The organism is Albibacterium profundi (genome assembly GCF_042159835.1).
GTDB classification, from domain to species: Bacteria; Bacteroidota; Bacteroidia; order Sphingobacteriales; family Sphingobacteriaceae; genus Albibacterium; species Albibacterium profundi.
This window is the reverse complement of the sequence record NZ_JBBVGT010000002.1, coordinates 697,689-719,058: the sequence shown is the minus strand read 5'-3', so window position 1 is coordinate 719,058 and position 21,370 is coordinate 697,689. Positions and strand designations below refer to the sequence as shown.

General features: G+C 40.1%; 19 protein-coding genes. 11 read left to right on the top strand and 8 right to left on the bottom strand.

From position 1 onward, the window contains the following. Positions 1-17: 17 nt before the first annotated feature. The 4 genes from acnA to ileS form a co-directional block, all read right to left on the bottom strand. On the bottom strand, positions 18-2,765 hold the full coding sequence (acnA, locus tag WKR92_RS04650; RefSeq protein ID WP_375557956.1) for an aconitate hydratase AcnA: 2,748 nt from the start codon (positions 2,763-2,765) through the stop codon (positions 18-20). Positions 2,766-2,856: 91 nt separating this feature from the next. Continuing rightward, on the bottom strand, positions 2,857-3,507 hold the full coding sequence (locus WKR92_RS04645; protein WP_375556661.1) for a lipoprotein signal peptidase: 651 nt from the start codon (positions 3,505-3,507) through the stop codon (positions 2,857-2,859). A 17-nt stretch (positions 3,508-3,524) separates the two neighbouring features. Next, on the bottom strand, positions 3,525-3,911 hold the full coding sequence (locus WKR92_RS04640; RefSeq protein ID WP_375556660.1) for a TraR/DksA family transcriptional regulator: 387 nt from the start codon (positions 3,909-3,911) through the stop codon (positions 3,525-3,527). A gap of 3 nt (positions 3,912-3,914) precedes the next feature. Beyond that, on the bottom strand, positions 3,915-7,328 hold the full coding sequence (gene ileS / locus WKR92_RS04635) for an isoleucine--tRNA ligase (RefSeq protein WP_375557955.1): 3,414 nt from the start codon (positions 7,326-7,328) through the stop codon (positions 3,915-3,917). A 278-nt stretch (positions 7,329-7,606) separates the two neighbouring features. Here ileS and WKR92_RS04630 point away from each other — a divergent pair, with 278 nt between their 5' ends. Genes WKR92_RS04630 through recO form a run of 3 tightly spaced genes read left to right on the top strand, consistent with a single transcriptional unit; the run spans position 7,607 to position 8,933 of the window. Further along, complete coding sequence (locus WKR92_RS04630; RefSeq protein WP_375556659.1) at positions 7,607-7,852, top strand: signal peptidase; 246 nt, start codon at positions 7,607-7,609, stop codon at positions 7,850-7,852. Continuing rightward, positions 7,839-8,204: a diacylglycerol kinase gene (locus WKR92_RS04625; RefSeq protein ID WP_375556658.1), complete on the top strand. Its 366-nt coding sequence runs from the start codon at positions 7,839-7,841 to the stop codon at positions 8,202-8,204. The genes WKR92_RS04630 and WKR92_RS04625 overlap by 14 nt, the downstream gene beginning before the upstream one ends. Before the next feature lie 6 nt (positions 8,205-8,210). Next, entirely contained in the window at positions 8,211-8,933 is a 723-nt protein-coding gene (gene recO, locus WKR92_RS04620) for a DNA repair protein RecO (RefSeq protein ID WP_375556657.1), read from the top strand. Between the two features lie 5 nt (positions 8,934-8,938). On the opposite strand, the gene WKR92_RS04615 is transcribed toward recO, so the two are convergent. The 4 genes from WKR92_RS04615 to WKR92_RS04600 form a co-directional block, all read right to left on the bottom strand. Then, positions 8,939-9,925 carry a glutathione synthetase gene (locus tag WKR92_RS04615; protein ID WP_375556656.1) on the bottom strand — a complete coding sequence of 329 codons (987 nt, stop codon included), beginning with the start codon at positions 9,923-9,925 and terminating at the stop codon, positions 8,939-8,941. A 49-nt stretch (positions 9,926-9,974) separates the two neighbouring features. Beyond that, positions 9,975-11,834, bottom strand: coding sequence for a peptidase MATCAP family protein (locus WKR92_RS04610; protein ID WP_375556655.1), 1,860 nt, complete (start codon positions 11,832-11,834; stop codon positions 9,975-9,977). 4 nt (positions 11,835-11,838) lie between these two features. Beyond that, positions 11,839-12,615, bottom strand: coding sequence for an N-formylglutamate amidohydrolase (locus tag WKR92_RS04605; RefSeq protein ID WP_375556654.1), 777 nt, complete (start codon positions 12,613-12,615; stop codon positions 11,839-11,841). A gap of 88 nt (positions 12,616-12,703) precedes the next feature. Further along, positions 12,704-14,167, bottom strand: coding sequence for a glycine--tRNA ligase (locus WKR92_RS04600; protein ID WP_375556653.1), 1,464 nt, complete (start codon positions 14,165-14,167; stop codon positions 12,704-12,706). Positions 14,168-14,326: 159 nt separating this feature from the next. Here WKR92_RS04600 and mbhE point away from each other — a divergent pair, with 159 nt between their 5' ends. The 8 genes from mbhE (at position 14,327) to dnaN (ending at position 21,355) form a co-directional block, all read left to right on the top strand. Then, positions 14,327-16,618, top strand: coding sequence for a hydrogen gas-evolving membrane-bound hydrogenase subunit E (mbhE, locus tag WKR92_RS04595; RefSeq protein ID WP_375556652.1), 2,292 nt, complete (start codon positions 14,327-14,329; stop codon positions 16,616-16,618). A gap of 2 nt (positions 16,619-16,620) precedes the next feature. Next, the gene (locus tag WKR92_RS04590) at positions 16,621-17,031 is read left to right on the top strand and encodes a Na+/H+ antiporter subunit B (protein WP_375556651.1); all 411 of its coding nucleotides are present in this window, start codon (positions 16,621-16,623) and stop codon (positions 17,029-17,031) included. Positions 17,032-17,035: 4 nt separating this feature from the next. Then, complete coding sequence (locus WKR92_RS04585; protein ID WP_375556650.1) at positions 17,036-17,389, top strand: Na+/H+ antiporter subunit C; 354 nt, start codon at positions 17,036-17,038, stop codon at positions 17,387-17,389. Next, positions 17,386-18,918 carry a proton-conducting transporter transmembrane domain-containing protein gene (locus WKR92_RS04580; protein WP_375556649.1) on the top strand — a complete coding sequence of 511 codons (1,533 nt, stop codon included), beginning with the start codon at positions 17,386-17,388 and terminating at the stop codon, positions 18,916-18,918. The genes WKR92_RS04585 and WKR92_RS04580 overlap by 4 nt, the downstream gene beginning before the upstream one ends. Positions 18,919-18,923: 5 nt before the next feature. Beyond that, a complete protein-coding gene (locus WKR92_RS04575; RefSeq protein WP_375556648.1) occupies positions 18,924-19,400 on the top strand; it encodes a Na+/H+ antiporter subunit E in 477 nt (158 codons plus the stop codon). Positions 19,401-19,429: 29 nt separating this feature from the next. Beyond that, positions 19,430-19,672, top strand: coding sequence for an MrpF/PhaF family protein (locus tag WKR92_RS04570; RefSeq protein ID WP_375556647.1), 243 nt, complete (start codon positions 19,430-19,432; stop codon positions 19,670-19,672). After that, positions 19,665-20,051, top strand: coding sequence for a monovalent cation/H(+) antiporter subunit G (gene mnhG, locus WKR92_RS04565; protein ID WP_375556646.1), 387 nt, complete (start codon positions 19,665-19,667; stop codon positions 20,049-20,051). Before WKR92_RS04570 ends, mnhG begins: the two co-directional genes overlap by 8 nt. Before the next feature lie 179 nt (positions 20,052-20,230). Then, positions 20,231-21,355 carry a DNA polymerase III subunit beta gene (gene dnaN, locus WKR92_RS04560; RefSeq protein ID WP_375556645.1) on the top strand — a complete coding sequence of 375 codons (1,125 nt, stop codon included), beginning with the start codon at positions 20,231-20,233 and terminating at the stop codon, positions 21,353-21,355. Positions 21,356-21,370 lie beyond the last annotated feature (15 nt).

Sequence of the window (21,370 nt, the reverse complement as noted above, 5' to 3'; positions counted from 1 at the left end):
GAGATTCCTCTGAGCTATTATTTCTTCAAGTACCCTCTAAGAACATATTGTAGGATACCACCATGTTTAAAATATTCGACATCAATATCAGAGTCTAAACGTGCTTTTGCTTCAAAGACAACCGTTTCACCAGATTCTTTCTTCGCAGATACATGCACCATTTTGAAAGGTTTTAAGTCTTCCGCAATTCCGGTAATTGTAAATTCTTCCTTGCCCGAAAGCCCTAACGACTCTGCGCTCTCACCAGCAGGAAATTCAAGTGGAAGTACTCCCATCCCGACCAAATTACTCCGGTGGATTCTTTCGAAGCTTTCAGCAATAACCGCTCTAATTCCTAATAAGCTAGAACCTTTAGCAGCCCAATCTCGCGACGAGCCACTTCCATAGTCTTTTCCAGCTAACACAACCAACGGAGTGTTGGTTTCTTGGTACTTCATAGCTGTATCAAATACGGTCAATGTTTCATTCGAAGGGAAATGCACGGAAAAGCCACCTTCCCTGTCAGTGATCTTGTTTTTAATACGGACGTTGGCGAAGGTACCCCTCATCATAACCTCATGATTGCCGCGTCGTGATCCGTAAGAGTTAAAATCTTTCCGCTCAATACCCTGGCTTAAAAGATATTGTCCAGCTGCACTTTCCTCGTTAAAGGAACCTGCAGGAGATATATGGTCAGTCGTTACTGAATCACCTAAAAATAGAAGTACCCTTGCGCTTTCAATATCGGTTAGGGGAATAGGTTCTGATGATATATCCTGAAAGAAAGGTACTTCTCGAATGTACGTAGAGCTATCATCCCATATATACTCTTTTCCTTCTGGCGCCGGAAGAGTTTTCCACTCTTCTTCGCCATCAAAAATAACACTGTATACCTCTTCAAAGTCTTCTTTACGCATTGCTTCTTTTATCGTCTGATTAATTTCTTCCTGACTTGGCCAGATATCTTTGAGGTACACCGGTTCGCCGTTCGGATCGTAGGATAGTGGATGTTCAAGCAGGTTAACGTCTACGCGGCCAATTAAAGCGTAGGCAACAACCAACATCGGTGACATCAAAAAGTTCATCTTAACTTGTGGGTGCACCCTTGCTTCAAAATTCCTGTTGCCAGATAAAACAGAAGCTACAATCATCTCGCTATTGTCAACTGCCTCTGCAATATGTGTTGGCAGGGGACCGCTATTTCCGATACAAGATGTACATCCGTAGCCCACCGTATGAAAACGTAAAGCCTCTAAATCCGTCGATAAACCTGATCGGTTTAAGTATTTCGTAACTACCTTCGAGCCCGGCGCCAAGCTGGTTTTCACCCACGATCTTGTACGTAATCCTCTTTCGACAGCCTTTTTTGCGACAAGACCTGCACCAACCATCACACTTGGGTTGGAGGTGTTTGTACAGCTTGTAATTGCGGCAATCACAATGCTACCATCGCTCAGTCGATACTCACCGTTCTTAAGCTTGATCTTTACGGATCGTAAATTATTTGGTTCCACAGTTACGGTATCTTGATGCTTGTCAGTATCGTCTTCTATGTACTGCGTACCCGATCCGCCTTCGTTTAACCAGGCATGCTCTCTCCTGTCATCAAAGGGAACGTAGTTTCTATCAAAGTCAGTCTCAAGAATTGATGAGAATTTAGAATCTAGCTCTTTCACAAGTATTTTGTCTTGTGGTCGTTTAGGTCCAGCTACCGTAGGCTCTAAGGTATTCAAGTCGAGTTCCACTACTTTCGAATATTCGATTTCTTCCGTGCCTGTACGCCAGAGCATATTCTCTTGACAATATTCTTTAACCAGATTTATCTGTTCTTGTGACCGATTGGTTCGGTCCATGTACTCCAATGTCTGATCATCAATAGGGAAATAGGTAACCGTGCATCCAAATTCCGGTGACATATTCGATATGGTGGCGCGGTCAGTTACTGATAATTTATCAAGTCCATCTCCAAAGACTTCAACAAATTTCCCTACAACTCCAGTGTCTCTTAGAATTTTTGTAATCGAGAGGACCATATCGGTAGCCGTACAACCGGCCGGAATTTCACCGCTCAGTTTGAGCCCGACAACTTGAGGGCATGTAAAATACACAGGCTGATCCAACATAGCTGCTTCGGCTTCGATACCGCCGACTCCCCAACCGAGAACGCCGATACCATTTACCATAGGAGTGTGTGAATCAGTGCCAACCAAGGTGTCAGGGAATGCCCATCCATCACGTTCCACTACTCCTTTTGCTAAATATTCAAGGTTTACTTGGTGACAAATTCCCATGCCAGGTGGGACAACGGTCAAGTTGGTAAGACCTTGCTGTGCCCATTTTAATAATTGATAACGTTCAGCATTTCTTTCGTATTCTCGTTCGACATTCTTTTGGTAGGAATAGTCTGTTCCGAAATAGTCTACTTGAACTGAGTGATCTATAACTAAATCGACCGGAATAGCCGGATTGATCTTTGCACTGTCTCCCCCTTTTCGTACAAACTCAGCTCGTATTGATGTAATATCTACTACAGCTGGTACACCTGTAAAATCTTGCATGAGAACCCTAGCCGGTTTAAAAGGGATGTCCTTATCCGTACCGTTCGCATTCCAATTGATGAGCGTATCAAGATGGTCGTCGGTAATCGCGAAGCCGTCATGATTTCTTAAAACGTTTTCAAGTAGAATTCGAATGGAGAAAGGGAGTCTATGAATGTCTTTTCCTTCGTCTTGAAGTTTTTTAAGAGAAGCTATTTTATGTTTCATGGTTTTGGATTTATTAGTTATAATCCAATTTAATGAAATTTGTTCACAAAGTAGCTACTCGGGATCAAAAGTTTACAGTAAAGACGTCTTTCGATAATATTAGATAGAGGAATTAATCTTCAACAATCTCGTTATTTAGATTGGATACTGTGGGGACATCTTCTTTAAAATAGCGCTTTTGTCCCAGTAAGATCAGAATGACTCCAACTGAGATAGCTGTATCTGCTAAATTAAAAACTGGTCGGAAGAATATAAAATCTTGTCCACCCCAAAGAGGCAGCCAAGTGGGGAAGTTGCCATTAATAATGGGGAAATAGAACATATCTACAACCTTTCCGTGAAGGAGACTTGAGTATCCGCCCCCTTCAGGGAATAGTTCGGCTTTGGTATACCAGGTGCTTTCACTGAAAATAACACCATAAAATACAGAGTCAATTATGTTTCCAACTGCGCCAGCAAAGATTAATGAGACATTCAAAATTAGTCCACGATGATATTTATGGCGAATCATATAATAGAGACCATAAGCAATAGCAATAATTGCAATGATTCTGAATAACGATAAAGCCAATTTCCCCATCTCACCGCCAAGCTCCAGTCCGAATGCCATACCGTTATTTTCCGTGAAATGGATAATAACCCGATCTTTGATAATATGAAACTCTTGGCCTAGCGTCATGTTCAGCTTGATCCAGAATTTGAGAACTTGGTCGAGCAGTAGCGTGACGAAAATTAGAATAAGAGGTTTGGTGAATCCTTTCATACAGTTGGGATGGAAAATTAATTCCTTTGGTTTAATTTCGCTTCCATGCTTAATGTTGCGTGAGGCACTGCGCGGAGACGTTCTTTCGGGATTAACTTACCAGTCACTCTGCAGATTCCATAGGTTTTATTTTCTATACGAACTAATGCTGCTTCTAATCCTTCTATAAACTTCTTTTGACGGGCGGCTAATTGGTTTATTTGTTCTTTTTCCAATGTCGCTGATCCGTCTTCCAATGTTTTGAATGTTCCTGCTGTATCGTCAGTGCCATTGCTATTAGGACTGCTCAATGACTGGGTCAATGATGTTAGTTCTTCCTTAGCAACTCTAATTTTTTCGGAAATGATATCCTTAAATTCTTTCAGTTCGCTATCGCTATACCGAGTTTTTTCTTTGTTCTCCATAATTTATTCCTTTACAATATTTATCTTTAGTTTTTTCTCTTCAACAATTACATCCTCTCCATTAGTCAATGCTTCTACAAAAAGAATGTCACTTGCTAGAATCTCGTTGCAAATATAGGCTAAATTGTTTTCAACTGCTTCTGAGAACTCTTTTTCCCCTGCAATCTTAACAATTATTTTATCTGTAACCTCAAAACCTTTGTTTTTTCGTAAGTTTTGGATTCGGTTAATCAGTTCACGAGCGACCCCTTCTTGTTTTAGTTCACTTGAAATGTTCACATCCAGCGCTACGGTTAATTTTCCGAGATTTGCTACTTGCCAACCTTCAACGTCCTCTGCGATGATTTCTACATCATCTAATCCGATAGTATATTCGCTTCCAGGAAGCTTCAATTGCCCCTCACTTTCCAATGTTCGGATCTGATGTGGATCGAGTGCAGAAATAGCCGAACTAACGAGCTTCATGTCTTTGCCGACTTTGGGCCCTAATGCTTTAAAGTTTGGTTTTATCTTCTTTGTGATAATTCCTTCAGTGTCCTGAATATATTCAATATGCTTGATATTTGTTTCAGAAAGAATTAAATCTTTTACGCTTTCTATTTTTTCCTCAAACATGCCATCTAAAACGGGAAGAAGTATTTTGTTTAAGGGTTGTCGGACATTGATACCGGTTTTCTTTCTTAACGAGAGTACCAAGGATGAGACATCCTGAGCCAGTTTCATTCGCTCTTCGAGTTGCGAATCAATTAAATCTTTATTTCCTTCCGGATAGTCGGAAAGGTGAACCGATTCAACGTTCTCTTTGTTTGTGACTGAATTGAGATCTCTGAACAAACGGTCACTAAAGAAAGGAGCAATCGGTGAGATGAGCTTAGAAATGGTAACCAGACAAGTATAGAGCGTTTGATAGGCTGATATCTTGTCGTTCGAATAATCACCTTTCCAGAAGCGGCGTCTGGATAAGCGGACATACCAATTGCTCAGATTCTCGTCGACAAAATTTTGTATCGCGCGTGCTGCTTTTGTCGGTTCGAAATCAGCATAATACTGGTCCACTTCAATGCTTAGCGTATTAAGAAGGGAAATGATCCACTGGTCAATTTCCGGGCGATCTTGAAAAGGGACCTCTTCCTCTGAGTAACTAAACTTATCGATATTGGCATAGAGGGCGAAAAACGAATACGTATTGTATAAAGTTCCAAAAAACTTTCGGCGAACTTCATCCAGACTTTCTTCGTTGAACTTTAAATTGTCCCAAGGCGCTGCATTGCTGATCATATACCAGCGGGTAGCGTCTGCACTGTATTTTTCGATGGTAATAAACGGGTCTACTGCATTGCCTAAACGTTTAGACATCTTGTTCCCATTCTTGTCAAGAACGAGTCCGTTAGAAACTACATTTTTAAATGCCACTGACCCGTTGAGCATCGTCGATATTGCATGAAGGGTAAAGAACCAGCCACGTGTCTGGTCGACCCCCTCAGCGATAAAATCAGCTGGATAGGCAAAATCAAAACCCGCTTTAAATGGATTTTTTTCGCCCTTTGCTAACTTTTCATGGTCAATTCCCCATTGCGCATAGGGCATAGCACCCGAATCGAACCATACGTCGATTAGATCCGGTTCTCTGAATAGTTTTTGTCCATCATCTGATACAAGCACCAGGTTATCAACATAAGGACGGTGTAGGTCAAAGCTGTTTTCATCGATCTTTGTCAGATAGTCCTCCAGCACCGCTCTTTCGTTTGCATTAATCACAGTAGATTCAAGGCTGGTTTTGATTCTAGCTTTTAATTCAGTGATGGATCCGAGACAAATTTCTTGCTTTTCGTCCTCGCTCCGCCAGATAGGCAGGGGTGTTCCCCAATATCTAGAACGGGAGAGGTTCCAATCCACAAGATTTTCGAGCCAATTGCCAAAGCGACCTGAACCCGTAGCTTCTGGTTTCCAATTGATGGAATTATTTAATGCCACTAATTGGTCTTTTACAGCTGTCGTCTTGATAAACCAGCTATCGAGCGGATAATATAAAACCGGTTTGTCTGTTCGCCAGCAATGTGGATAACTGTGTTCATAGCGTTTTACTTCAAAAGCTTTGTTTTGTTCTTTTAATTGAATAGCAATCAGAACATCTGTAGGCTTAAAGTCGGGTGCATTGCGAATTTCGTCTGCGTAGTACTCTTCCTTGACAAAACGTTCTGCATAGTCGGTGATTTCTTTTATGAATCTCCCCTGACGGTCGACTATAGGCAAGTCTTTTCCGTTCTCATCTTTTACGGTGATAGGGGGTATATTATTTTCCTGACATACCCTAAAGTCATCAGCACCAAATGTCGGGGAGGCGTGCACGATGCCGGTACCGTCTTCCGTACTAACAAAATCACCGGAAATCACACGGAAAGCCTGCTCTTCTATTTCTGGTGAATTTACATACGGCATTAACTGATGGTAGCGTAGATTAACAAGATCGCTGCCTTTGAACTCGTCTACTATCTCCCAGGGTATTAATTTGTCTCCAGCTTGATATGCTTTAAAATCTTGATCTTTGGCTTCTTTTTTGAAAAACTTTCCGACAAGATCCTTGGCCAGAATAACACTGACCGGCAAATGGGTATATGGGTTAAACGTTTGTATCTTTACATACGAGATATTCTTTCCGACCACCAGTGCCGAGTTTCCCGGAAGTGTCCACGGAGTGGTGGTCCAGGCAACAAATGCCGTATCTTCTTCATCGTATGTGAATATTCTGTTTAGTAATGGATGCACCTGGTCTCTGCGAATCCGGAACTCCGCGACAATCGTTGTATCTTTGACCATTTTATAAGTGCCCGGTTGGTTTAACTCATGAGAGCTCAGTCCAGTTCCTGCAGCCGGTGAAAAAGGTTGAATGGTGTAACCCTTATAGAGATACCCTTTTTTATAGAATTCTTTTAAGATATACCATAAAGTTTCGATGTATTCATTTTTGTAGGTTATGTATGGGTCTTCAAGGTCGACCCAATAGCCCATTTTCTCAGTGAGGTCATTCCATACATCCGTATATTTCATCACTTCTTTACGGCAATGCTCATTATACTCCTCAACCGTAATGGTTTTGCCAATATCCTCTTTCGTTATTCCAAGTGTTTTTTCGACTGCGAGCTCGATGGGCAGACCATGTGTATCCCAGCCTCCCTTTCGTTTTACTTGAAACCCTTTCAACGTTTTATATCTGCAAAAAATATCTTTAATTGTACGAGCCATAACATGATGTATTCCAGGCATTCCGTTAGCAGACGGGGGGCCTTCATAAAAGGTATATGGCTTAGAAGAGGGGCGGTTTGCTATACTCTTCTCGAAAATTTTCGTGGATTTCCAATTATCCAGAACATCTTTTCCGATTTCTGAAAGATTTAATTGTTTATATTCTTTGTACATCAAGTATTTGCATCTTAAATTTGAGGATGCAAAGTTAAGAATAAATGCTTAAAACGGAAATGAAAGGACTGCGGTGGAATGGATTAAAATTCGGTTTACTCGCTGGGAAACTGTAGAAAGGGAACTTTCGTATTCGTTCCGCATTTTGCGCCTTAAATGCGGTATAAATGCGGAGCGAATACAGGATAAATCCGCTTTCAGGTTTATCAAATTAAATAGCAAACCTTTAGAACGCTATGCTTAAATTTGTTTAATACAATGACTTAATATGTCCGACAATGAAGATGAATAAATACATAGGAAGAGGAATTTTGCTAACAATAACCGGTATTGGAGTTGGTTTGATCGGAAGTTACATGCAAGAGTTAGATCGGGGAATATATCGATGGTTGCTTATTCTGGCAGTCGTCGTATTTGGAATTGGTTTTTTAACGATTCTTTACGGTTTGATTCGGAAGATTGAGAGAAGAAGTATATTAGAAGAGCGCTCAGAACAACGAACAGAAGAAGATGAAGAAGCATAATTTTTTACGTTCGTTCGTGTATGCTTTTCAAGGTATTAGAGATAGCTTTAGAAGCGAATATAATTTTAAGTTTCATGCCTTAGCAGCTTGTGTTGCATTGGTCTTAGGCTTCTTCTTAGATATCTCAGTCATCGAATGGTTTTGTATTACGTTAGTTATTTCCCTGGTTTTTGCCGCGGAGTTATTCAATACGGCTGTCGAGTCTCTTGCAAACGCTGTTTCACTGGCGCCCAACCGACAGATTAAAAAAGCGAAGGATGCTGCTGCAGCGGCTGTGCTCGTATTGTCGATTTTTGCTTTGCTCTGTGGAGCTTATATTTATCTTCCTAAAATTTTTGGGGTTGAACTATAAGTAATTATGTTACATAAAACGCGAGGTATTGTTTTGAAGACTATCGATCACCGCGAAACGAGTGTGATCTGTCAGATTTTCACTGAAAAATTCGGCTTGCAGTCATATATTATCAATGGTGTAAAAAGAAACAAAGCAAAGATCCATATTAATATATTGCAGCCTCTTCATTTATTGGATATGATCGTGTACCATAAGGGTACGGGGGGGATCCAGCGAGTTTCTGAGGCGAGACAGGTGCCAGTTTTTCAGAGCATTCCATATGATGACAAGAAAAGGTCGTTGATTATCTTTCTTAATGAAGTATTGTCGAAATGCTTAAAGCAACAAAGCTCCGATGAGCCGCTGTTCGAGTATATCTATCATTCCATTCTTTGGCTGGACCAATCATCCGAAGCTTCAGCCAACTACCATTTGTACTTCCTGTTACGTTTAAGTAAGTTTTTAGGGTTTTATCCGGCAGTCTCAAACGATAATTTGCCATTTTTTGACCTTAAAGAGGGCGTTTTCTGTATTAGTATTCCCTATCATCACCTCTACCTCGATGAAAAGCGAACCCGACAATGGTCGGCAATCTTGTCGAGTTCGTTTCAAAATGTTCATGACGTTCGTATATCGTTAGAGGACCGTCGTGCGCTTCTGAATAATCTAATGGAGTATTATGCACTGCATGTCGATAATTTCGGAAGTGTAAAATCTCATTATATTCTAGAGGAAGTCTTTGGTTGATGTTCTTAGACTATTTTTCTTTCAATAGCTTTAATCACAGGCTCCATAAAGTCGACCTTATTTAGCTTTCCAGCGTTGCCTAAACCACCCGGACTGAATACATTTACTTCCATTAACTTGTCGCCAACAATGTCTAGACCAGTTAAGAACATCCCATCTTTAATCAGTTTCGGGGCTACCTCTTCCACTATCTCATAGCATCGTTTTGACAATTTCGCGATCTTCGCCGTTCCTCCTTGATGGATGTTACTTCGTATATCGTTCTTGGCTTGAGTACGATGAAGTGCCGCTGTTTTCCCATTTACAGTGATGGGTTGCCCATCAAGCAGGAAGAGACGTATGTCACCATGTTTTGCATCTGGCAGATACTCTTGCGCTACTACGAAGCCATCTCTTGAAATTGCTTCCACAATTTGATTTAAGTTTTTAATATCATCTTTTATCATAAACACGTTCTTTCCGCCTGAGCCTTGCAAAGGTTTCAAGATAATGTGTTTATTGAAATGTCGATAGAAGGCTTTGATGTCATCAATATTTCTTGTAATTATTGTTTCCGGTCGAACCGTTTTGGGAAAATATTGAAAGTACATTTTATTTAAAGCGCTTGCTAGCGTATTCGGGTCGTTTAAGACAACTACACCATGGCGTTGGGCCAACTGGCCGAAAACTATTCCCGAGTTTTGTGCCCAAGGACGATGATCGAAATCCGTCGATGGGTCGTTTCGGAGCATCAGAACATCCAGTTCTTTTGCTGTGATTAACTCCTTTTTCGCTTTTTTGATTGCATTAAGAAAAGTTTCGTTTGTTCGAAACTCTCGGTCAGGAGCTTTGCGAGCATGTGCGCCCATCTGTTCGTCCTGAAGGTATACAAAGTCGCCCACTCCAATATAGTAAATTTCATGTCCCATTCTGCTGGCTTGTAAAGCAAGTCCAGTCGTTGTATAGGGCGCTAATTCTTTAGGTGTTTGGTTGACAACAAATCCTATTTTCATATTTTTAAGGTTAGGTGTTTATTTTTGTTATTAATAATAAGTTGAAAACTTATTCATGAATCATATTGAAAACGTTTCCACCCGAGCGAATGTTTTCATATTTAACTAAATATTTTTCATCTAAATAGCGAGGTTTTATCGGTACTGTTGTTAAAATTTGTCTGTGTATAAGTTCTTGTACGACAGGTATATATCCTTGTCGTATCTTTCCGATTAGAAGGGGTTCCAGGCTCTTGCCTTTTTTAATGTAATCAATAATGTTCAGTAGCCCTTTCAAGTATACCGCATCTTTTGTTAATCCCCCTCCACGGTAAACACGCATTGCTAAAGAGAATGCTGCACTTTCACTAAATTCATATTTATCTACAAGTAAAAAAAAGGTATCAATGAATGAAGAGCCTGAAACCATTTGATGGACAGCGACCACTCGGGCTGCGATGGTTCTGAGTCGACTCAGCGTTAAACCATCTGCCATATATTCGGCGAATACAGCTAGACCTTCCTGGAGCTCTTCATATCCAGGAACACCGATGTAGAAAAGTTGCAGAGGCTGTGCTTTCCCATTATAATAAGTAACAACGTGAGTTCCTATTTCATGTTGCAGAAGGGCAAAGGCACGTTCTTCTGACACTTGGAAATTCTTATTAATGTTCAAGGTGCCTCTGTTGACCAGGATGCCTTCAATATCATCACGAATACGGACCGCAGTCGATATCGACGGATCCTGAAGTTTTAACCACTCTAATTCTTCTTCCGCCATGAGGGCAAATTCTTTAGCAGAGATCATCTTCTTTTTCTTGGTTGTCTCCGGAATTTCAATTGCAATCAGGATAGCTTTAGCTGTTTCAAGTAGTTTTTCATCGATTGGCCCAAATAGTTGCAGGCTGGTCAGCATAAAATCAGGCTTTTCTCTTTCTGCCATCATGTCTAGCATTCGATCGATCTCTTTTCTCTTATCACGGAAAAGAAAGGCTAAGGTCGGGTCTGAGATTTCTTCTATGGGCAGATTATATATCTTTCTTTTAATCAGCTCAGGGTCGATCGGCATTGGTCGATAGTGGAAGACCGGCTCTTTTAAAAAGTTAGATTTCTTGAAATCTTTCCAGGCTTCATCCGCATTTATCGGTGTGACAAGAAGAAGAAAGTCAAATAGATTGCTGTAATGGGCTAATTCTTTGTCAATTTCAAAGACATTTTTCCTCAAGCTGGTTGTTCCCAACATTTGAAAATTAGTTGCATTATACGAAGTGTGCATTCTTACAAATTCAAAGAAACCCTTTCGTATGGCTTTGCTAAATTTTGCACGGAGGTCACGCAGAAAAAGGGGATAAGCCTTGCCGGTCGCTTCGTTCATATATACAGGAGCTATCTCTAGACCGATAAGAGTAATAGAAGATTTGTTTGCTTCTTTGGCTTCAATAAGTGGTTTATAGTAATCGGGTGCGACTACATTTTTACCTTTGTTGACATTCGCTTTCAAGAAGTTTCCTAGAATTTTTATCTTTGAAAGCTCAGTTTTTAACTTTTCAGCTACCTCGGCTCCGCTTTTCTGTCCAACATGAACTGTAAAAGGTGCAACATTTCCCTCTTCCGCTAACCACACCTCTAGTAGAAGAAAGCCTTTAAACCTGTCTGCTAGCGTGTTTGCTACACTTTTAATGATTTCGGAGGTCGCCGCACTGTCGTGTGCATGTAAATAGGATGATTCTGTCTTTCCAAGACGTGATGTAAACCCATCTTTGCCACTAGGGGGAATTCTATATACCACCATAAATGGAACCGGCTTTTCCATATTAATCAAGCCTTTATTAGGAAGAGTTATCCGGAGTGGCTCGTTATTTTGAATTTTACTTAAAATACGGTTGAGCGTTTTTCTTTCTGGTGTATTGTTGTCGCTTTCGTTTGTCATTTTATTAGGATGCTGACTGAATATCGTCTGTTAAAAATGGTATTGAGTCGATAAGTACTCGGCGTATATCTTGAATATGGGCAATGTCTCCTCTTCCCGTCCATTCATCCATAAAAGTTTTCTTGAACTCAATCGATAGAACGTAACCATGTTCGCTATAATGTTGATTCACCCATTGAGAGAAGCCGCCCCCTTTAAATTTAATATTTTCTCTCACATCCGGAGCGTGCCCGTTGATCGTTGAGTTTGATAGGAAGTTTATGAAGTTGTTTGTCTGTATATTCCATTTCGATTCATTGTATTTCGACCCAATGTTGATTTCGGGATTACTTTCAAATGGCGCATCAATATCTGGACTTTCGCGACGATGATTATAAGAATGGATGTCTAAGATTATAAAAAAACCGAAATTTTGAATCGTGTTTTGGATGAGTATTTGAATATCAGAATAAAATTGATGGTAATAAGCCATCTGTTTTTTTTCGATTTCTTCCGGAAACTTTCCGTTCCACACTTGTAAACCCCATGCGTCTTCGGGTTGCTTGTAGATAGCCTCGTCTTTGAGTCGATTCAGGTCGACATAGAATCTGGATGTGTTTACGACAACCTTATTCACAGGAAGATCTGCCATTTGGGCCGTGTAGGGGTCTTCTTCTCGGAAACGTTCATGTTCCTCGAGTTTGATATTCCGTAGGATATCGGGCGGGATATAGTGCCCGTCGTGTAAGGCTAGAGAAATTATTGGAGAATTCTCTTTATGAATTTCGTAGGTAGTATTCATCAAAAAAATCTGTTGTTGATAATTGAACAGATCTTTTTGATGAATGTTTGCAAGTAATGACCGTAGGCAGTTTGAACCGCAATGGTCTTTACGTAGTCATTAGGAGTGAGCTCCATCCAGTCAATTGTTGAAGGATCGAACTCAAATCTTTTGCTGATACACGTTCTTGTTCCATCGAATCGCGATGACGTATGGTAACTGTATTGTCTTCTAGTGTCTGGTGGTCAACCGTAATGCAGACTGGAGTTCCTATTGCATCTTGTCTGCGGTAACGTTTTCCTATCGAATCTTTTTCATCGTATTGTGTATTGAAGTCGAATTTCAGATCACCAAGTATTTCTCGCGCTTTTTCTGGTAATCCATCTTTTTTAGTTAATGGAAGAACGGCTGCTTTTACAGGTGCAAGAGCAGGGTGAAAATGAAGCACGGTACGTTGATCTTTTTTCTCGGCTGTACTTAGATCCTGTTCGTGGTATGCATTACTGAGAACAGTTAGGAACATGCGGTCGAGGCCGATTGATGTTTCAATAACATAGGGTATGTAGTTTTGATTAATCTCTGGGTCAAAAAATTGCATCTTCTTGCCTGAGAACTCTTGATGTTGTCTGAGGTCAAAATCCGTGCGAGAATGAATGCCTTCTACTTCCTTGAAGCCGAAAGAGAACTCATATTCAATGTCTACTGCGGCGTTAGCATAGTGTGCGGGTTTCACATGGTCATGAAAACGGTATTTAGATGAATCTCCTCCCAATGCGAGGTGCCATTTGAGTCGTGTTTCTTTCCACTTTTCATACCATTCCATTTCAGTGCCAGGCCTTACGAAGAACTGTAACTCCATCTGCTCGAACTCGCGCATCCGCATTATAAACTGTCGGGCAATTACCTCATTTCTAAATGCTTTTCCAATCTGTGCTATTCCGAACGGGATCTTCATTCGTCCACTTTTTTGCACATTGAGAAAGTTTACAAAAATGCCTTGCGCAGTTTCGGGTCGAAGATACACTACTTCCGAGCCATCTGCCATGGCACCCATTTTTGTAGAAAACATCAAATTGAATTGACGTACATCCGTCCAGTTTTTCGTGCCGGAGACCGGACAAACTATCCCGTGTTCGATAATGATCTCTTTTAGCCGAGTTAGGTTGTCGCTTTTTACAGCTTCATCGAGATCGCCCTGGAGTGCTTTAGCCTTTTCAAGCTTTTTGTCTTTTTCATAACGAGTGATCTTGTCCTCAATAAGTTGGTCTGCGCGATAGCGTTTTTTTGAATCTTTATTATCGATCATCGGGTCGTTGAACCCATCAACATGGCCAGATGCCTTCCAGATCTTGGGATGCATAAAAATGGCGGAATCAATCCCTACTATGTTTTCATGGAGTTGAACCATTGATTTCCACCAATAAGTTTTGATGTTGTTTTTTAATTCGCTCCCTAGTTGGCCATAATCATAAACAGCACTTAGTCCGTCATAAATTTCACTTGATGGGAATACAAATCCGTATTCTTTGGCATGTGATACTACATTCTTTAAAATATCGTCAGTTTTGCTCATAGTAGGACAAATATAACCTGATTTATGAAAACTTGTAATAAATACGATGTATTTGGCTGTTATAGACCAAAAAAGTAGCCGTAATGTAATTATTCCTTAATTTTAATCGGATCTTGGCAAGGATTATTATATTTGTTACCACCGCGTAAATTAATATATATGATAATAGCTGTCCTCTCAGGTTTTCTTGTTGCTATTTTATTGCTATGCTTGACTAAACCTTTGAGTATAAGAGTATCTCCGTTATTGTCGTTGTTGCCAGCTGGATTATTCTCTTATTTTCTCTTGTTGCTTTCGAGCGTACTCTCTGGGCAGACTTTATTCTATAACTATTTTTGGGTTCCTTCGATGGAAATCAACTTGCAATTTAAGGTTGATGGCCTTTCGGTTCTATTTGCTATGTTGATTACGGGGATTGGGTTTTTGATCTTCATTTATTCATCCGCATATATGAAGGGGCATCAATATATTAATAGATTTTATGCCTATCTAAGCATGTTTATGGCATCAATGCTCGGCTTAGTTTTGGCGGATAATTTGTTGTTATTATTTATTTTCTGGGAGTTAACGGCTATTAGTTCTTTCTTTTTAATTGGCTTCAATAATTCAAGCGCAGCGTCACGAAGAAGCTCGCTCGTTGCATGGGGAATCACGGCGGGAGGGGGTTTCTTTCTGATGGCCGGGCTGATCTTTATTGGCAGCATTACAGGAACATACTCTATCCAGGAGATGTTGGGCTCAAGTGACGTCTTAAAGAACCATCCTTTATACGGGTTAATTCTGTTCCTGTTTTTTATGGGTGCTTTTACAAAATCCGCTCAGTTCCCGTTTCATTTCTGGTTACCTGGAGCAATGAAAGCACCTACACCAGTGTCTGCATATTTACATTCGGCCACCATGGTTAAGGCGGGAATTTATTTGATAGCGCGATTTACTCCAATTCTAGGTGGAACGGTCTATTGGAACACCACTTTGTTAACTATCGGAGGGGTTACGATGCTATATGCAGCATATCACTCGATTTTCAGAATCGACATGAAAAGTGTTTTGGCCTATTCTACGATTTCGGCATTGGGGATTTTGGTTTTTCTATTTGGCTTGGGGACTCATGCCGCCTTCACCGCCGCGATTGTTTTCATTCTAGTACATGCCTTGTATAAAGCGGGTTTGTTTCTAATCACTGGCGTTATAGATTATCAAACTGGGACGCGGGATTTGACGAAGCTGAGTGGTTTGCGTTTTACCATGCCATTACTCGCTGTTGCCGGATTGTTAGCTGCGTTGTCAAGCGCTGGAATACCGTTAACCTTTGGTTTTATAGGTAAGGATTTGATTTATGAGGCTACGTTGACAGGAAGTTACAGCTCCGTGTTTACGTTTTGCGCTTTCTTAGTTAATGTGCTATTGGCTTGTGCTGGATATTTGGCGGGGATCAAACCTTTTGTCGGAAGGCGTTTGGCTGAACTCGAGACTGAACGTCCTCTTTCTGTTTTAATGTGGTTGCCTCCGTTGTTATTAGGAGTGTTAGGTCTCCTGTTCGGTTGTTTCCCTGGTTTTATGAATGAAATGATCCAGCAAATTATTTTGCCGATGCAACAAGGCGAAAGGATCTCGTTAAAGATATGGCACGGATTTAATACGGTGTTAATAATAAGCTTAGTCACTATTCTTTTAGGGATTGTTTTGTTTTTCGTGTGGAAACCGTCTAGAATCAAAATGGACTTTATCACAAAGTTAGAACATCTTTCTCCTGAGTCTATCGCGAATACTATCACGCGAGGATTTAAGAATATTGCAGGGCGTTATACCCTTTTTATGCATAACGACTATCTGCGTTCGTATTTGCGAAAGATTACACTCTTCTTTGTGTGTTTAATCGGCTATTATCTCATTAAGAATGTTCATCTGCAAATTAATCTGGATAATTTAACTGCTATTAAGATATATGAAGTCGTGGTCTTTCTCATTATGGTAGCGGCGGTGATCACGGTCATTGTTTCTCCCTCGCGGTTAATTGCTATCATCGGAACGGGCGTGGTTGGTTATTGTATTTGCTTAATCTTCGTGTTTTTTGGTGCACCTGATCTAGCAATGACGCAATTTACAATTGATACGTTAACCACTGTGCTTTTTGTTTTAGTATTGCTCAAACTTCCGTCATTCTTAAATACGAAAGACACCTTAGCTCGGACAAAGGACGGTATTCTAGCCGCGCTTGTTGGTTTAATAATTTCGGTCATTGCTCTGCAGGTTTTAAATGAACCGACCGATAAAACGGTTAGTATGTTTTATGCAGATAATGCCTATTTATTAGCAAAGGGGAAAAATGTAGTAAATGTAATCTTAGTTGATTTTAGAGGTTATGATACTTTTGTCGAAATAACAGTTTTAACGATTGCTGCCATTGGTGTTTTTGGGATGTTGAAGATACGATCATCAGAAATTGAATAAGAATGAAAATACTTTTACTTCGTACAGCGTCAAACTATTTGTTGCCACTCTTATTGTTGTTTTCCGTTTTTATATTGCTGCGGGGACATTATGAGCCTGGCGGAGGGTTTGTTGGAGGGTTGATTGCCTCAATCGCCTTTATTTTGCATTCCCTGGCCCATGGGCTTAACAATACTAAAAAGATTCTTCGACGGCCGCCTTTTTATTTGATTCCTTTTGGTCTCGCGATGGCCATGCTAAGTGGTCTGTTACCTTTGTTTTTTGGACAGCCGTTTATGACTGGCTTGTGGATGGAAAATGCGCTTCCAATCATCGGGTTGGTAGGTACTGCTTTGTTTTTTGACATCGGGGTTTATATTGTTGTCATTGGAGTTACGTTAACTATTTTATTTACGATTTCCGAGAGTATTTAATAATATGGAGTTACTTATAGTTTTTTTAATTGGTCTTTTGTATGCATCGGGAATTTATATGATGCTTAGACGAAGTATGGTGAAATTACTGTTAGGTTTGTTACTGCTCGGAAATGGAGCAAACCTTCTGATTTTTCTGCTTGGTGATCTGACAGAAGGTAGGCCTCCTGTGATCCCTTCCGACTCAAATATTTTTATGGAGATTTATGCAGATCCAATACCTCAATCTTTGATTCTCACAGCGATTGTTATCAGCTTCGGTCTACAATCGTTCGCGATAATTTTGTTGAAAAAGGTTTACTTGGCCACAGGGTCCGAAAATTTAGATGACTTAAACACTCATGAACAAGATATATGATAGATAACTTTATTGTTCTACCATTATTAATGCACATGGCGACTGCAATACTATTGTTGCTTTTGTGGAACCGAAGTATTGTGCATAGAGTCGTAAGCGTGATATCCAATTTCGCCATCTTGATTGTCAGCATTATCTTGATGACACGAACTTGGAACGAAGGAGTTTTAACCATGCAGGCGGGTAATTGGCCGGCTCCTTTTGGGATAACATTTGTGTCGGATATGTTCAGTAGTACGATGGTTTTGTTAACAGCAATCTCCGCCCTGTGTATCAGTATATACTCAACTGTCGGAGTAAATCAAGCAAGAATGAAGTATGGGTATTTTCCTATTTCCCATTTCTTGTTCATGGGACTGAACGGTGCGTTTTTGACCGGAGATGTTTTTAATTTGTATGTCTGGTTTGAAGTGGTTATTATATCGTCTTTTGTGTTGATGACATTGGGTGGGAAGAAACCCCAAATGGAAAGTGCTATTAAGTATGTGGCGATAAACATGCTTGCCTCTGTTGTGTTCTTAACGGCAATCGCTATCCTGTATGGCCTTACAGGAAGTTTGAATATGGCAGATCTTTCTTTGAAAATTGCTGAAATCGACAATCGCCCCCTCATTAACGTGACAGGTTTGTTATTCTTTATTGGGTTCGGGATAAAGTCGGCCGTATTTCCATTGTATTTCTGGTTGCCATCGTCGTACCATACGCCGCCATCGTCGATAGCAGCAATCTTTGGTGGTTTATTAACTAAAATGGGGATATATGCCCTTATGCGTTTCTTTACACTTATTGTTGTTCCAACAGAATTTACAACAAATTTAATGACTTATGTCGCAGTGGCGACGCTCATTACTGGAGCTTTGGGAATGTTGGTAAAAAATGATTTCCGAAGAATGTTTTCTTATTTAATCATATGTCATATAGGTTATATGGTTGCAGGCCTGGGCTTGTTCTCTGAATTGGCACTGGCGGGCGCTTTGTTTTATCTTTTTCATGACATTATTGCTAAGACTAACTTGTTTTTAATTGGAGGATTGATATACCGGATCAAAGGGACTAGAAATATGTTGAACTTAGGCGGGATGTATACGGTGTACCCGAAGCTTTCATTTGTTATGGCTATTGTCCTTTTTTCAATTGTTGGTGTTCCCCCTTTGTCAGGGTTCTGGCCTAAAATTAATCTATTTCAGGCGGCATTTCAACAGTACAGCTATTTATTGATTGGAGCACTGATACTCGCTAGTTTTATCACACTTTTTGTGATAGCTCGAATGTGGTCGGAGGTTTTCTGGAAACCCCAACCTGTTTTGTTGCCTGGGGAGCGAAGTGGAATTAATAGATTTGATTCTCTACGAACCTTTGACAAATCATTATTGGTATTACCAGTGATTTTACTGACTGCGGTTAGTATTTATATAGGCTTTGGAGCAGATTATGTTATGGCAGTGTCCCAACGGATTGCCGCCGAAATGATGGATACATCAGCGTATGTACAGGCTGTACTTGGGGCTGATTATTTGAATGTTAATTAGGTGTTATGTTAAAACAATTTTTAATTAACTTATTGTTGACCTTTGTATGGGTTGCTTTAACGGGCAATTACTTTTTGGGCAATTACGCTTTCGGCTTTTTTTTAGGTTATTTTATTTTGCGGATGACCTCATTACGCAAGGGAGGTGTAGGTTATTTTAGTCGCATCCCGAAAATAATTGGTTTTGCGCTATTCTTTCTATACGAAATGCTCAAGGCGAATCTGCAAGTAGCTTTTGATGTGGTGACTCCACGCTTTTTTATGAAGCCCGGCATTGTGATGTTTCCGATGAAAGCGAAGACTGATTTCGAAATAACAATGTTGGCTAATTGTGTTTCATTAACACCTGGCACACTGATTTTGGCTATCAGCGATGATAAAAAGGCGATTTTTATTCACGTAATGTACTTAAAAGATAGAAACAAATTTGTAGAAGACTTGAGAAATGGTTTAGAAAGAAAATTATTGGAGGTGCTGCGATGACTTTATATAGCTTTTTGGTTTATATCATCATGCCAATTTTAAGTATTTCGTTATTGTTGGTATGTTATCGTTTTATTAAAGGCCCCCATACTTTTGATCGGGCAGTTGCTCTGGAACTGTTTATATCAATAGGTATCGCAGTTATCGCCGTTTTCTGTGTGCTGAGTGATAACTCGACCTTTTTAGACGTAGCGATGATTTTGGCACTGATTGCGTTCTTAGGTACTGTTGCATATTCTTATTATATAGAAAGGAGAAGAAGAGATGACTGATTTGTTGGTGATGGTGTTTAGTGGTCTGGGGTCGATTTTTATTTTAATTGCGTCAATTGGCATTGTTAGGATGCCAGACTTCTTCTTACGATTGTCGGTAACCGTCAAGGCTACAACCCTGGGTGTCGGTTTTATCTTATTGAGTTCAGTTATGTACTTTGGCGAATTGCCGGTTACAACGAAAGCTTTAGCGATTGTTCTCTTTCTATTTTTGACTTCACCCGTTGGCGCGCAGTTGATTGGCAGAGTAGCCTATTTCTCGGGGACAAAGCTCTGGAAAAACTCTGTCTTGGATGAATTAAACGAGAAGTTCGATAAAGAAAAAAATACAATTGGAAGTGAAAATAGTACCGATGATAAAGTTGAGGGGGACACTTAATCGTTTTGTCCGTCGGCCCGTCCGCAGTTGCGAGAATGCAACCCATATAAAAGATGATTAGGTTAATGTGTTGACGTCCGAATTTACAAAGTAAAAACATGATCATGTTTACTTTCATTTTTAATTTCATTCAGTAATTATCGCAACTTTTGCGTATCATTGCGTTATATATTTTCGTTATGAGATTCATAGTATCTACATCAGTTTTACTAAAGCAGTTGCAATCCGTTAATGGTGCATCTAGTAGCAGCACAGTATTGCCTATTTTGGAGAATTTTCTATTTGAAATTAAGGACAATATTTTAACTATTTCTGCTACGGATTTACAGACGAGTATGGTTACGTTTATGCAAGTCGAGTCAAAAGAAGAGGGGAGAATAGCGGTGCCTGCGAAGATTTTATTGGACACACTTAAAACGTTGCCAGATCAGCCGATAGCTTTTACAGTTGATCCGTCAACCTTTGCGATAGAAATAAGTGCAGGTGATGGTAAATACAAATTGAGCGGTGAAAATGCGGATGATTTTCCAAAGATACCCGTAGTAGACAACGCTTCATCCGTATCAATATCTGCGTCTGTACTAGCGGAATCAATCAATAAAACAATTTTCGCGGTTAGCAATGATGAGCTAAGACCTGCTATGACAGGAGTTTACTGTCACCTCACTCCACAAAATACAACCTTCGTTGGAACTGATGCTCATAAGTTGGTAAGATACAGACGGACTGACATTCGATCGGAAGTAGAGACATCGATGATTTTACCCAAAAAAGCGCTTAGTCTGCTTAAAGCGTCGCTACCTTCAGAGGATGTTGATGTTTCAATTGAATACAATTCTACAAGTGCATTCTTCAAATTTGGGAATATCCACTTGATTTGTCGGTTAATCGACGAACGCTACCCGGATTATGAGGCGGTGATACCTACAGTTAATCCTAATAAATTATCCATTGACCGTTTGTTGTTGCTAAATTCATTACGAAGAGTAGTCATTTATGCTAATAAAACGACTCATCAGGTCAGGTTGCGAATTGTTGGCAGTGAACTTAATATTTCTTCCGAGGACCTCGACTTCTCTAACGAGGCGCACGAAAGACTGAGTTGTCAGTTTGAAGGTGACGATATGGAGATAGGTTTCAATGCCAAATTTCTAATCGAGATGTTAAATAATTTAGACTGTGAAGAAGTTCAGTTGGAGATGAGTACGTCGAATAGAGCTGGACTGCTAACACCCATTTCGTCCGATGAAAATGAGGATGTCTTGATGTTGGTTATGCCAGTTATGCTCAACACTCAGGCCTAAAATATTCAAATAAAA